Genomic DNA, 14,466 nt, shown 5'->3' with positions numbered 1-14,466 from the left:
GACTTACCTATGACCTAGAACAATGATAAACTTGATATTCATACCCATCCACCGCAGGCAAATCGCGCGATTCAAGCTGACATTTCTGTGCTTCTAGATTCACAGGTGCGCGAAAATTAACCAACCACAAATCAAGCGGGCGTTCTAATTGACTGAGTGTTTTGTCAAGAGTCCCTGCCGCTATTTCCGGCCCCTCCCTTCTCTGATTAGCCAAAAGAAACAGCGGAGAATCAAAGGCTTTAACGTCCTCCTTCTTCCCTTTTCCTTCTTCCCTCTTCCCTCTTCCTTCTTCCTTCTTCCTTCTTCCTTCTTCCTTCTTCCTTCTTTCCCATTCCCACCCTATCCCCATCAACTCTCCTATTTCTACATGAGTTTTTTGAGTAGTGGCAATTAACACGGGAACTTTCGATACTTCGCGGATAATCGGAATTAAAAGGTCGGGTTTGTAATATTTGCGATAGCCGAGATTGGAATTTACTGTAACACCGCTAAAAAAACCCATTACTAAAATTAGCAGAACTGCTTTTTTGCCCGGAACTTCGATCGCCCGTAAATTAAACGATTGACTTTTTACTGTAGGTGTGTTACAAATAACCGCCAAGGTTGCTCCTAAAAGCAATATCACCCCCGGAAAGTAGACGAAATTGTATCGTGCGCCGCGTGTGAGGTCAATGCCGAGAATATATGCAAAGCTGAAAAATAGGAAAATTGCTCCTATCACAAATCCGCCGAAAGTAACAGTACCTAAACGAGTATCTGGCGTTGTTAAGGAATTTTTAAAAGCGCTAAACAGGATGGGAAGCACCAATATAAAAAATATTGTCATTGCGATCGCCGATGCTACTACTACTACCAAATTTGGTGATTCCACCGGCAGCAGAGAGATGACAGTGATCCATCCAGCTAAAGCTTGAAAAATCGGCGCGATCCAATTTAAAAATGTGCGATCGCCGCTGACAATCCAATTAGTTAGTTCGCTACCGTATTTATTTGACAAAAATACCGGCAGCCAAACTAAACCGCCCGCCAAAGTGCCGATCGCTACTGCGAAAAGCCGCCAAAGAATTTGAAATTGCCAAATATTAGGCTGCTGGCTGTTGTCAATTGGCAGCTTTCCATGAAACTGCATCCAGATTACAGCAATTAATGCTATTGCTTCCGCACACAAAGTCAGTGCAAAAAAGTAGTGAACCGCAATCCCTAAACAATTAACAACAACCCACAGCAGCACCGCCCAAATAGGCAGGGGAGCGCGCTGTTGCAGCTTTTTTGCAGCTAATGTGAGGCAAAAAAGAGAGGCAATAACTAATAAAATTCCTAAAGTGTAATGGCGAGCTTCTTGAGCGAGATAAATGCCGTAGGGAGAAACTGCCATCATCGCGGCCGCACATTGACCGACTAAACGAGAACTAAAAGCGAATTTGCCTACAAAGTAGATAGCGGGAACTGAAATCACGCCCAATAAAGCAGGAAGAGCTCGCCCTATCCAAACTAAACTATCCTCGGTAGGCCCAAACAACCGCATCCACCAGTGGGCGAGCATAAAATATACTGGTGGATGGTTGCTTTCTAGCAACAAATTGCGGAGCACGTCGGCGGTGTCAGCATCCGGGCGCAATTGTAGGGGTTGTAATAATGTAGAAAGGTCGATCGCGCGATCGATCGGCACCCCGCGAAAACTGTTGCCCAAACTAAAAACTAGGGTCGAAAACTCGTCCGTCCACAGCGGTTTCGAGTCCAAATTGGCAAAGCGCAAAATAAAGGCGATCGCAGTCCACAGCAATAGCAACAACAGTTGTTTGTTCTTAATCATTAATTCAGTCAATCGATTTTAGATTTTAGATTTTAGATTTTAGAATTGAAGCATTGACCCCACGGATAAATCCGGGGGCTTGTATCCTAGATGCTTTCGGTCATTCAAAGGCATAGGGCAGGAGACCAATTTGTCATTAGCCATCAGTCATTTTATCCATTATCAATTACCTATTACCCATTTCCCATTACCTACTTCACGTCCGTCACCCGCCAGCTCAGCTTCATATTTATCCAGAAATTCCACATAGTCACAGTCGCGATCGCAATCAACTTAGCCAAATACTCGTTTACCTTAAAAACATTAAACAGCACATTCACCAGCAGCACATTCATAATCAAGCCAATCAAACAAATCACATTAAATTTCAACAGCCGTTTCAAGCGCTGGCGCTTTCCCGGCTGCTGCCTAGAAATATCACCAAAAGTCCATAAATCGTTCCACAAAAAATTATTGATAATTGCCACTTCAGCAGAAAAGATTGCACTGCGAGTCAGCCCCAAACCGAGGACAGTCCGCAGCAGGTAAAAAACTCCCATATCCACAAAAACGCCGCTGAAACCAACCACACCAAACCGCAGGAATCGGCCCATCGGCCAGCGGGCAAACCGCAACCGAAGCAAATGTCGCAAATAGTCAATATACTGTTTCCAGGTAACTTTGCTCTCGCCTTCTTGCCGCTCCTGAAACACGTAACCAACTTCTCCAATCCAGCCGATATCGCCTCTGCCGAGCACTTCAATCAATATTTTGTAACCAGCAGGATTCATGGTTTTGCCAGCTATGCAAGTGCGGCGCACCATAAAATAGCCACTCATCGGATCGGAAACTCGGCCCACCACTCCCGGCAGGATCACCAACCCCAGGGTTTGAGCGCCCCGCGATAAAAATCGCCTGACAACGCTCCAGTCGCTCACCCCGCCCTCGCCCACGTGACGACTAGCAGCAGCTAAATCTGCTCCCCGCTGAATTTCTGCTAAAAGCTGCAATAGCGTCTCCGGGGGATGCTGCAAGTCGGCATCGATGACGCCCAAAACCTCACCCTGAGCTGCCTGCCACCCGCGAATTACCGCTGTGGAAAGTCCCCGCTCCTCTTCCCGGCGCATTACCCGCAATTGCGGATATTCCGGTGTCAGGGACAGGGCAACTTCCCAGGTGCGATCGGGGCTGTCGTCATCGACTACAATTAATTCGTAGTTGCCGGGAAGGATACCATCAAGCAATTGGCTCAATTTTTCCACAATACTCTGGATATTCCTGCACTCGTTGTACGTGGGAATTACCAGGGAAAAATAAATTGGTGGTGTGCCTGCGTTTACAAAAGTTGAACCGAAAGTCTGTATAGCAGGAATTTGCAAAGGCCCCGACGGCACTGGCAATACCTGATTTGGTTGGTAGCTGCCCATAATTTGAGTGTTCAGAAAGTTAAGAATAGTTTGGTACCACTTGAGATTGTAAAATATCGTTCCTCCATAATTGATTAGTTAAAATATAAAAACGGCTTAATTCTAGTCAGTAATTCTGTAGCTGAGTTAAAAAGAAAACTGTGGATGCAATTCTCGATCGAGCTTTACAAGGTTATAATATCTCTTCTGCAGAGGCCTTGGTACTTTTGCAGCAAAGAGATCCCGATGCGCGAGCTTCTATTCAAACAACCGCTGATTTGCTCCGCCGCCGACAATCAGGGGATACTGTCACCTATGTTATAAATCGGAATATTAACTTTACTAACATTTGCGAGCAGCATTGCAGTTTTTGTGCATTCCGCCGCGACGAGGGAGATGAGGGCGCTTTTTGGTTAGATGCAGCTCAAATTCAGGAAAAGGCAACTGATGCAGTGCAGCGGGCTGCGACGGAAATTTGTATGCAGGGGGGCTTAAATCTTCAAGCTAAGCTCAACGGCGCATCTTTGCCTTATTATCTGCAATTGGTGAAAACTATTAAGGATAAGTTTCCTCAGTTGCACTTGCACGCTTTTTCGCCGCAAGAAATAGAATTTATTGCCAGAGAAGATAATCTTAGTTTCAGCTATGTAATTTCGGCTTTGCAGGATGCGGGAGTCGGTTCGATGCCGGGAACCGCGGCGGAAGTTCTCGACGATTCTGTGCGGCGGGTGATTTGCCCGGAAAAACTAAATTCGGCAACTTGGCTGGAAATTGTGGGAACTGCTCACCATCTGGGTTTGCCGACAACGAGTACGATGCTTTGCGGGCATATTGAGACGGCCCAACAGCAGGTTTTGCATTTAGAAAAAGTGCGATCGCTCCAACAAACTGCGATCGACCAAAACTATCCAGCACGTATCACAGAATTTATTTTACTACCATTTATCGGACAGGAAGCACCGGCTCCTTTGCGGAGTCGAGTCGGCCGCGACCAACCAATTTTAGCAGATACATTGTTACTCACCGCAGTATCAAGAATCTTCTTAGGCAATTTGATTTCCAATCACCAGCCGAGTTGGGTAAAATTAGGTTTAGATGGAGCTACTGAAGCGCTGAAATGGGGCTGCAACGACATCGGCGGTACATTGATGGAAGAGCACATTACAACGATGGCCGGTGCGGTTGGCGGCAGTTGTCAATCTGTCGAAGATTTGCAAAATGCGATTAGTTCTTTGGGGCGGAGTTATCAGCAAAGAGATACAATTTATCGACCTTTAGGGGTTGACAATTTGGCAGGAATAAGTAGTAGGATAAATTGAGCGATGTCTTATAGCGAGTTCACCTCAATTATCAAAGTTAAACAAGCCTTTGGATTAACAACTGTAGAAGGGCCGCGATTTCTACCGCAAATAACTCCGATCGCTCCGAGTGCAACCCTGACAGATTTTTTGGCAAATAGTTTACCCGTAGCTGTGGCGACAGGTAGCGAAAAAGCTCGCTCGGAAATGATTATTACTCCGGTACTGCTGGAAGTCAGGAAGATTTTGCAGCAGAATATTAGCTTGTTTTCGGGGGAAGACTTTACGGTTGATTATGAAACTGGACTAAACGGGATTTGTGATTATTTGATTAGTCGTTCTCCAGAAATGTTGGAGATTGAAGCACCGGCAGTGGCGGTTGTTGAGGCTAAAAAAGCTGATTTGAAGACAGGAATTGGACAGTGCGTTGCAGAAATGGTGGCAATGCAGAAGTTTAATGAAGCGAAGGGGAAACCAATTTCAGTTATTTATGGCAGTGTCAGTAACGGCACGCAGTGGCGATTTCTCAAACTAGAAGAAAAAATTGTATCGATCGATCTTAATGACTATGCCTTGCCTCCGGTGGACGAAATTTTGGGAATGCTGGTTTGGATGGTACGAGATGGCTGAATAATCGCGATCGCACTTTTGACTCAATTCTAGAAAGAGCGATCGCACATTTATGACTTCATTGCAGCCGGATTAATTTGACTAACAGACTCATGATTTCTCCCTGGTCGGGTGTAATAATGATGCGATTGTCGGGAATGGCGATCGGATGAGTCCAACGAACAGCTTCTTCGTAGCGCAATGCGTGCAGTTGGTGGATAGTTCGCCGTACCCCCAGCGGCGAACCGATGATGACGTGACGGACTGCTTCGCGATCGCCCTCAAAGGTTTGGTTGGTTAAAACATTCGGCGATGTTTGGTTCGATGATGAATCTTGCAACATAGCTTTGACCAATAATTTTGGATAGGTTTGATGCTTTGTAACGGTAAAACCGCGTACAATAACAAGTTGAAAAAAAGACAGCAATTCCCCTACAGCACAAGTGGCTTAGCTGGTGCTGTCTAATCTAGATTAGGTTAAAGCTAAATTAATTTAGGGTATATGTCAATTATTTTAGGCAAAACCCAAATAACTTAATATAACTTAACAAATAGCCTATGGAAACCTCAGAAAGAGCCGATCGATCGCCCCTAATGCGACTGAGAGTTCAGCGGTTTATGACTCAAAAGCAGCTAGCAGAAGCACTTGGCGTTACGGAAGCGACGGTAAGCAACTGGGAAGCTGGGCGATCTGTACCGAAGCTAACGCCTGTTCAATACAAGAAGTTGCTAGAGATTCTGCAAATTACCTCTGCTGAATTACCAGACCAATTTGGTTTTCCTAGCGATGCTGATGGATAGAAAATGGAATATTATAATTGAGGCGTTTTATTTAAACGAACTCATACAATGTTTTGAAAAAAAAAGGAATATGAGACTTAACATCGCTACTTTGCTTTGAATAAAATTCCCCAATTTTTAACGAGAGTTGGTCTCTAAATTGGCGATCGTTACCGCTCCAGTCAACGGGTGGCTTAATTTCTCCCCAATAATCCTTAGCTTTTTTAATTGTGAGCAAAGCCATAATTAATTGATGCTTGCACGTTTCATCGGAGGTATTTTGAAACTCAGTTTTCCATGAATCTTGTAATTCATTTAAGTCCGCACAATTTAAACAATGATTTATGCGAGCGAGCGCTCTCTGTATGTTAAGGTTATTCTTCAAGTCTGGATCGCTACTAATTTTATCAGCCATATCCATATAAATACTATTCAGTTCAACAGGATTATCCTGATACATGGGATAATTAGGAGAATCATCAAATATTGATTGAAGCTCAGGTGTGATAAAATATGCTTCTTTATGAATCAAACCTGTAATCCATATCCGGTGTAGTGCTGCATTTTGCGAGCGCACCTCCGAGTTTTCGTAAAGATCGCAAAAAATTGCTTCTGTATCGGGAAAAGGGTAATCATTTTTTTTGTAAAGATCGCAAAAAATTGCTTCTGTTTCGGGAAAAGGGTAATAATTAATCTTTTGCAGCAGGTGCAAGTCCAAATCTATCATTGCAAAAAGTCGATCGGGATCTAAATATGAATTCTTCGTATCCTGTGTCTCCTGTTCGTGTAATATTGGAAGAGTAAAGTAGGTGTTTATTACATCTTCGCGATCGCCACAGTTGAAAAATTGTGGCAGCTTTTCTGTCCACCATCTCGGAACGCACTTCTTATAAAAGTTGGCATCCGGCATTTCCTCCATTTTTTTATAAGCTTGAGGCGATCGCCTACCCTCGATATCGGGAATAGCGCCTTCGCATAGCACCACAATTGTGTTCTTAATTCTGGGAGACTTAAGAATTATCTCGCAATGTTCTTGTAGCTGTTCTGGATTAAGACTCATTTGTAATATTAGATTCTTGTTTGATCAGTTTTGGCTCTATTTCTTTAACATGAGCTGGTGTTAGAGCTTCACACAATGCGTAGGAGTGAGTTGCCAGAATATATTGATTGCTGGGAGCCCACTTTGTGAGGTCTGATATAATTTTATATTGCCAATCTGGATGAAAAGCAATTTCAACTTCATCCATCAAAACAATAGCATTTTCTATGTTCCGGGACTTGAGCCATATATAAATGCTAAGTCTTTTTAGTTCGCCGTGACTTAAATCTTCTGGATATAGTTCTATAGTTTCACCATTATTATATAATTGAAAGTTGACTCCAGAAAAATCTTCATTTAAATTCATCTTTTTGTTTCCCAATAGCAGATTTAAGTCCTTAATTAGAGTTTGATAGCTGTTCCCGTAGCTACCTGTTTTAATCGCTTCTCTAAAGTCGCGGTCGCGAGCAGCTTTAAAAGATTCAATAAGTAGCTCTACAGCAAGGAAGTCATAGGTAAACAGGCCTTGTAATTCAGATCGTGCAGATTCGAGTTCACTATAATAATTATTGTCTCCATTACTGGATTTTTTAAATAATAGTTGCCTCGATTTTTGCGGGAGAAATAAAAAGACCTGTGTTGAAGGAGCTGCTAGAAATATTTTACGCGATACCTTATCTAAGAATAATTTTGCTTCCTCCTTTTTTTGATTGTTAAAACGACAGTTTAACACTGGGATTGTTAGTATTGTATGGTCGTCATATATTTCTTTTATCAAATTTCCAACAGAACATATATATATATTATTTTCGATATTATTTTCGGAACTTATATCTACATCATCCTCGATTGTACCTTCTAGAAAAGAAAAGTTTTTACAATAAAATTCAAGATTGACGATGTTTTCTCCATCCCAAATGTCAATGATTGCTAAAATTTTTTCTTCCTCATCCAAAATTTTAAATCCCTGAAGCAGATTTTCTAGAAACGGTTTTTTCTCCTCATCAACCGCACAGTGTAACAATACAAAAATTAACTGCAACAGCGTACTTTTACCGCCGCCATTTTGACTCCCCAGCGGAAAAATTTTAGTAAGAAAATCCTTTTCAAAAGTGATGTCAATGTCCTTTAAACCGCGAAAATCAGGAACTTGAACTCGTAGCAAGTGCATAAAAAACTCCTGGTGTTAGCTTGCATTTTTTATTGAAAGGCTGAGCCACAATCATTTTAGATTATAACTCACATCTTTTACTATTTTCATGCACAGGCAAGATGCCTGTTCCACAACATATCAATTTCTTGTGGGGTGGGCATCTTGCCCGCCCAAAGGAACAGGCAAGATGCCTGTTCCACAACATATCAATTTCTTGTGGGGTGGGCATCTTGCCCGCCCCAAAAAGACTTATCTCTCGCCCTTTTAAACCTTAAACTTCTCCACAATCCGTCTCATCGCTTCTTCCACATTCTCCCGACTATTAAACGCCGAAATGCGGAAATAACCTTCACCCGCCGCACCAAAACCAGAACCCGGAGTTCCCACCACATTGCAAGTTTCCAGCAACTTCTGAAAGAAATCCCAACTCGACAAACCGTGAGGCGTTTTCACCCACACATAAGGTGCATTTTCGCCACCAAAAACCTCGATTCCCGCCGCTGTCAATTTCTCGCGAATAATCGCAGCATTTTCCATGTAAAAATTGACTAAAGCCTGAATCTGTGCCTTGCCAGCCTCAGAATAAACCGCCTCAGCACCGCGCTGCACGATGTAAGAAACACCGTTAAACTTAGTAGATTGGCGGCGGTTCCACAACTTCCAAATTTCGACATCGGAACCATCTGCTGCTTTTCCAGTCAAAGTCTTCGGTACAACTGTCAGCGCACAGCGAGTACCCGTAAAACCAGCATTCTTGGAAAAAGAACGAAATTCGATCGCACAATCCCGCGCCCCTTCAATTTCGTAGATAGAATGCGGTAAACTCGGATCGGTAATATACGCTTCGTAAGCCGCATCGAAGAAAATAATCGAACCGTTAGCTTTAGCATAATTTACCCAAGCTTGCAAGTGTTCCTTAGTTGCAGTTGCCCCCGTCGGGTTATTCGGGAAACACAAGTAAATTAAATCGACTTTTTTGTCGGTGGGAATTTCCGCAGTAAAATTGTTTTCCGCTGTAATTGGCAGGTAAACTAAGCCGCCGTATTCGCCATTTTCGTTCGCATCTCCCGTGTGTCCAGCCATCACGTTAGTGTCTACATACACCGGATAAACTGGATCGGTAACTGCGATCGTGTTATTGTTGCCAAAGATATCGAGAATATTGCCACAATCGCACTTAGAACCATCAGAAATAAAGATTTCCGAAGCATCAACATCGCATCCCCGCGACTTGAAATCGTGCTCGGCAATTTTCTCCCGCAGCCACTCATAACCTTGTTCCGGGCCGTATCCTTTAAACGTATCCCGCGAACCCATGTCTTCCACCGCTTTCACCATCGCCTCCCGACAAGCTTCCGGTAGCGGTTCCGTCACGTCGCCAATCCCCAGCCGGATGATGGGCGCTTCGGGATTCGCCTCTGCATAGGCTTTCACCCTGCGCCCAATTTCGGGAAACAGGTAGCCGGCTTTGAGTTTGAGGTAGTTGTCGTTGATAGTTGCCATAGTTCGATCGCTACAAATGTCGTAGAATAGCTTACTGCTACATAAGATTGACATAAAGCGGACAAGACTAACATCTCGGACACTTAAAACTTACTTCCTGCTTCTACGTAGGGAGTCGGCTCCTTCTACTCCACAGGCGTGAATTCAGGACTAGCCATCCTTACTCTATCTCTTGAGACCGACGCTAAATTAATTGCGGCATTCAAATCTCGATGACAACTGTTACCACAAGCCTCACAAACAAACACTCGCTCCGAAAGTGGCATCGGTTGAATGTTACCGCACTTTGAGCAAGTTTTAGATGAAGGATACCATCTATCTACCACTTCGACAACAGTGCCGTAGATGGGAGATTTATAAGTGAGTTCTCGTCGAAATTCATAAAACCCTGAATGTAAAATTGCAGCAGCCAGTTTGTGATTTGCTGCCAAGCCAAAAATATTTAAATCTTCGATGCAAATGTGAGCGTACTTTTGGCTGATTTCTGTCGTTGTTTTCTGTAAGAAATCTCGCCGTCTATTGGCAATATCGGCGTGTTTTTTAGCAAGCTTTCGATAAAATTTCCGAGCGTTTTTCGAGGTTTTGATACCAACTTTTCTATTTCCTAATTGCTGGTGACGGTGGCGGTACTGTAGTTTCCCTAGCTTGATTTTCGCTGTTTTTAGGGAATCTGGCAGTTGGTATACCGTACCGTCACTCAAGGTGGCAAAGGTGGATACTCCTAAATCTATGCCTATCGGTTCAGATACGGAGTGATATAAAGGGGGGATTTTGTCCGCTTTTATGGTAAAACTGACGTACCATTTATCCGCAGTACGGCTGATGGTAAATGTTTGAGAACAACAGTTGTACCCGATAGCTTCTTTCAGACGAAACGTTCCCAATGTGGGAATTTTTATGCGATTGCCAGCCATCTGAAATATTGGCCCATTGCTGCTGTCTACGGTAAAGGAGTCCCCGGACTTCTTGCGTTTGAAATTAGGAAACCCGCTCCCCCCTTTGAAAAAGCGTTCGAGGCCGTTATTGAAGGCAATGAAAGCGTTTTGATAAACGCGGGATGATAAAGTATTAGTCCATTGATATTCTGGTTGTTTTTTGATGAAGTTGGTGAAGGTTTTTTTTATTTCGGCAATCTTTCGGGTACGGCTGACTTTGATGTCCATCACGCCCATGTACAGGGTACAAGCCAAGTTGTAGCAAAACCGAGCGTAACCAGCGTGTCGCGCCATTAGGGTACGTTCAGCATTGTTGAGTTTGAGTTCTAGCTTCAGGGCGTACATAGCCAGGGAGCGAGTCAGGAGTGCCAACATTAATACTTATTTTACCAGTCACAGACCGCGAAAGGACAAAAACACCGTGTTTTTTTGGACAAGATGTCTTTAATGTCAAGAAAAGTTTATGAAACTGCCGTTTAGTATCATCTCCCAATTGTCTCTCTCAAGCAGCAGCAAGTTCGGCAACCAGCAGTGTACGGGATTTAACCTATGTAACCGATGGATGTTGGGCCAAGACAAAGATTTTCCCACTCGGACACTCAAAAACTCCGCCAATCCGCCATTACAGGCAATATTCGCAGTTGCTGACGGGCCATTGACCAAAAAATCAAACTATCTTGTATAATCAGAATAGTGTGCAGCGCAGAAACAATTATGGACGAGATCGAGTACGCCAAACTCTATCAAGAACTGGCGGCAATTCTGGATGAGTTTAATTTGGGTTGGGTAGTTCAACAAGTAGCGGATACTGTAGAGATAGGCAAAGTAATTGAAGAGCGATCGCTCAAACGAAAAACACCCCTGCTGAAGATAGAAGATTATACCGCAAAAGAACAACTTTTGCTGTTAATTAATGCTGTAGAACAAGCGACGGTCAACACTTCCGAAATGGAAGACGAAATTGCTTATTTCTTGAAAGTAGAATCAGAAACTTCTCCCCTCGGCACAAAAATTACCTTTGCCAATTCAGGTGGCGAAACTGCCAAAACAATTGAGTTTACCTCCAGCGTCACAGCCCCCCGTCACAAACAGGCGATCGCCCTCAAGCACTTACTGGAAAAACTGCCCTCTGGGCCCAGCAACTACGCCATCAATTCCGAAATAAAAAGCAAATTAAAAAGCTCGATCGATCCTGATTTCAACGAAGTGGCAGAACAAGCCAGAATTTTTGACGCTTACCTATTCACCATTCTGCTAAAAGCAGTTGCTAATGAAGGCGGTACTATTTATTACAACAATGTTTTAGACGACGAAACACCGAAATATTTAACATTTAGAAAAACAGCGGGAAAAATCCACGGAACTGCACATCCATACACTCATGCTGTTGTGGAATTTCCCGACAAACCAGCCCTGGAAGTTCACCTAGGAGTAAAAGTCCAAGGTAGAGCCGGAGTTCTGCACAACTGTAACGTTTTAATTTTGTACCAAAAAGAAGCGAATATCTGCCGCTTGCTCAACCGCGAACCCCGGCACTCGCAGGTAATTTTAGCAGTAAAATCGGAACACAGCACCTCAGAACTTAAACTAGAAAGCGCTGGTGCTTTTATCGGCTTAGCCTCAGACATTCGCTATGAAGGCGGCAGCTATTTCATTTCTAACAGTTACTCGCAACCCGTAGCAAAACTGCTAACTACCGCTCGCAAAAAATGGGAACACAACATCTTTCCCCGATCGACAAACGATGTCCACAGGCTAATGTACTCGTTTCAAACTATCTTTAAAGACTTTAAGGCTAGAAACTAACATCAGGGAATTGGGAATTGGGCATCGGGCATCGGGAATTGGGAATTGGGCATCGGGAATTGGGCATCGGGAATTGGGAATTGGGAATTGGGCATCGGGAGTAGTTAGTGTAGGACTTATGCGTAAATACCAAAGAAACCAGGTTTTTTACCAGGATTCAACGCTCAAATCCAGTATTTAGTAAAAGAAAGGGTTTCTGCGTCTAGGACTATAGTGGTTAGTGGTTACTGGTTAGTAGTTTTTCTAATAACAAATAAAAAACAACAAATTACCAATGCCCCATGCCCCATGCCCCATCCCCCATGCCCCTTCCCCAATATAATTTATGATGTTGCGAGCACCAGAACCTTACGAATAATGTTTAAGAAAGATAAATCTTCCCTGTTGTTTACGATCGGAGCCGCCACACTTCTGATCGGTTTAGGCTTTGTCACCTACTACCTCGTCATCTCCCGTGGGCCCGCCAAAGATTTGCCGGCGGGGGCAACGGTTGTCCCGCAAGATACGATGATGGCCCTATCCATCACCACCGATGAATCCCAGTGGAATAGACTGCGAGAATTTGGCACGCCGGAGTCAAAAGCTTCGTTTGAGAGGTTTTTAACGGAAATGCGCGATCGCCTCCTCACAAGCAACGGCTACGCCTACCAGCAAGACATTCAACCCTGGGTTGGTAACACAGCAATGGTAGCCTTTCTCCGCAACAAAATAGCTATACCAGCCCCCTCGCCGGCACCCAACGCGCCCCCATCTCCGCCAATTCAACAGTCAGTGGCAATTATCCTGCCAATTGCCAACCCGATCAAAGCCAAAGAATTATTAACAAAACCCAGGCCTCTCAGCCAAGGAAAAATAGTTGAGCGTAATTATAAAGGCGTCCAAGTCACAGAAACTCAAGGCGTACCCGATCGCAATTTCTCAGTCGCGGTACTCGGTACAAGCTATCTAGCAGTCACCACAGATTCTAGCGCTACAGACAGAATAATCGACACCTACAAAGGCGAACCTTCCCTCGCCAAAACCCCTGGCTATGCAGACGCCATAGACAAAATAAAAAGTCCAGGCGCCTTCGGTCAAATCTACGTCAATATGCCCGTTGCCGCCGCCTATGCTGCCGCCAACTCAGCCCGCGAAATTTCGCCAGAAAGCCTCGAAAAATTGCAACAAAATCAAGGATTTGCCACCACAGCAACGCTGGATGCAGAAGGAATTGAATTCAAATCAGTCTCTTGGCTGAAACCAGATTCTACCAGAAGGATAGCAGTAGAAAACAATGCTCTAAAAATGGCTAACCGCCTGCCAAGCAATACAATAATGATGGTATCCGGCGGCAACTTGCAGCGTTTGTGGCAAGACTACGTATTAGGAGCCGATGCGAACCCGATTTCCCCGATTAATCCCCAAGTTTTACGCACAGGTTTAAAATCCACTACTGGCCTGGATTTAGATAAAGACTTGATGAACTGGATGGCGGGAGAATTTTCTCTATCATTAATACCAGCGCCCGCCCAGAATCCCAGAGACAAATTTGCTGCCGGGTTTGTATTTATGGTGGAAACAAACAACCGGGGCGCAGCCAACAAATCCCTGAAACAGCTTGATGAAACGATGAGAATGAAAGGGTTTAGAGTTGAGGAAATTCAAGTCGGCGGCAAACCTGCGACAAAATGGACATCGCCATTTGGAGGGATTACGGTAACTCGCGGTTGGATGAACGATGTAGCGTTTATGACAGTAGGAGCTCCAGTGGTTGATACAATCGTTCCGGCACCGAAAAGTCCGCTTTTAAGCAGCGAACTGTTCCAGAAAACAGTACGATCGGAACTTAAACCCCACAACGGCAATTTCTTCATCGACACCGAGAGTGCGTTTAACCCGAAAAACCTAGCTTTGCCGGAGTTTCCTCCCAGCCAAAAAATGTGGATTGATGCCACGCGGTCGATCGGCGTTACAGCGGCCGTCATTGGCGATCGTACCACCCGTTATGACGTTTTTGTCGGTCTCAAAAAATCCACTCAATCCACTCCTTCTGCAAATCCTTCCCCGCGTCCTGCTTCACCGCGCCCTGCTTCACCCAGTCCCTCGCCCACTATCCAAACTTCACCAAACTAACTCTTAAATCCTTCCACAAATCCGCCTGCACAT

At 44.2% G+C, this 14,466-nt stretch carries 12 protein-coding genes; 5 read left to right on the top strand and 7 right to left on the bottom strand.

The window, feature by feature from the left end; translation table 11 throughout:
• Positions 1–7: 7 nt before the first annotated feature.
• Positions 8–1,825: a glycosyltransferase family 39 protein gene (locus QUA36_RS09670; RefSeq protein WP_333457075.1), complete on the bottom strand. Its 1,818-nt coding sequence runs from the start codon at positions 1,823–1,825 to the stop codon at positions 8–10.
• A gap of 179 nt (positions 1,826–2,004) precedes the next feature.
• The gene (locus QUA36_RS09665) at positions 2,005–3,219 is read right to left on the bottom strand and encodes a glycosyltransferase (protein WP_333457073.1); all 1,215 of its coding nucleotides are present in this window, start codon (positions 3,217–3,219) and stop codon (positions 2,005–2,007) included.
• A 140-nt stretch (positions 3,220–3,359) separates the two neighbouring features.
• On the opposite strand from QUA36_RS09665, the gene cofH reads away from it, so the two are divergent.
• Positions 3,360–4,517: a 7,8-didemethyl-8-hydroxy-5-deazariboflavin synthase subunit CofH gene (cofH, locus tag QUA36_RS09660; protein WP_333457072.1), complete on the top strand. Its 1,158-nt coding sequence runs from the start codon at positions 3,360–3,362 to the stop codon at positions 4,515–4,517.
• 3 nt (positions 4,518–4,520) lie between these two features.
• Positions 4,521–5,126: a hypothetical protein gene (locus QUA36_RS09655; RefSeq protein ID WP_333156224.1), complete on the top strand. Its 606-nt coding sequence runs from the start codon at positions 4,521–4,523 to the stop codon at positions 5,124–5,126.
• Between the two features lie 58 nt (positions 5,127–5,184).
• On the opposite strand, the gene QUA36_RS09650 is transcribed toward QUA36_RS09655, so the two are convergent.
• Positions 5,185–5,448 carry a hypothetical protein gene (locus QUA36_RS09650; protein WP_172186722.1) on the bottom strand — a complete coding sequence of 88 codons (264 nt, stop codon included), beginning with the start codon at positions 5,446–5,448 and terminating at the stop codon, positions 5,185–5,187.
• 215 nt (positions 5,449–5,663) lie between these two features.
• Here QUA36_RS09650 and QUA36_RS09645 point away from each other — a divergent pair, with 215 nt between their 5' ends.
• A complete protein-coding gene (locus tag QUA36_RS09645) occupies positions 5,664–5,906 on the top strand; it encodes a helix-turn-helix domain-containing protein (RefSeq protein ID WP_190745066.1) in 243 nt (80 codons plus the stop codon).
• A gap of 31 nt (positions 5,907–5,937) precedes the next feature.
• On the opposite strand, the gene QUA36_RS09640 is transcribed toward QUA36_RS09645, so the two are convergent.
• From QUA36_RS09640 to QUA36_RS09625, 4 genes are all read right to left on the bottom strand, one after another.
• Entirely contained in the window at positions 5,938–6,945 is a 1,008-nt protein-coding gene (locus QUA36_RS09640) for a hypothetical protein (protein WP_333457070.1), read from the bottom strand.
• Positions 6,935–8,095, bottom strand: coding sequence for an AAA family ATPase (locus QUA36_RS09635; protein WP_333457069.1), 1,161 nt, complete (start codon positions 8,093–8,095; stop codon positions 6,935–6,937). The genes QUA36_RS09640 and QUA36_RS09635 overlap by 11 nt, the downstream gene beginning before the upstream one ends.
• Positions 8,096–8,341: 246 nt before the next feature.
• Entirely contained in the window at positions 8,342–9,580 is a 1,239-nt protein-coding gene (locus QUA36_RS09630) for an LL-diaminopimelate aminotransferase (protein WP_333457067.1), read from the bottom strand.
• 125 nt (positions 9,581–9,705) lie between these two features.
• Entirely contained in the window at positions 9,706–10,890 is a 1,185-nt protein-coding gene (locus QUA36_RS09625) for a transposase (RefSeq protein ID WP_333457065.1), read from the bottom strand.
• 339 nt (positions 10,891–11,229) lie between these two features.
• Here QUA36_RS09625 and QUA36_RS09620 point away from each other — a divergent pair, with 339 nt between their 5' ends.
• Together QUA36_RS09620 and QUA36_RS09615 are read left to right on the top strand one after the other, a co-directional pair.
• On the top strand, positions 11,230–12,321 hold the full coding sequence (locus QUA36_RS09620) for a hypothetical protein (RefSeq protein WP_333162607.1): 1,092 nt from the start codon (positions 11,230–11,232) through the stop codon (positions 12,319–12,321).
• 357 nt (positions 12,322–12,678) lie between these two features.
• Complete coding sequence (locus QUA36_RS09615; RefSeq protein ID WP_333457064.1) at positions 12,679–14,433, top strand: DUF3352 domain-containing protein; 1,755 nt, start codon at positions 12,679–12,681, stop codon at positions 14,431–14,433.
• The last annotated feature ends 33 nt before the right edge of the window (positions 14,434–14,466 follow it).

This window comes from Microcoleus sp. Pol10D4 (assembly GCF_036701555.1).
Taxonomy (GTDB): Bacteria; Cyanobacteriota; Cyanobacteriia; order Cyanobacteriales; family Microcoleaceae; genus Microcoleus.
The sequence above is the reverse complement of the archived record's forward strand: the minus strand, read 5'-3'. Positions and strand labels throughout refer to the sequence as shown.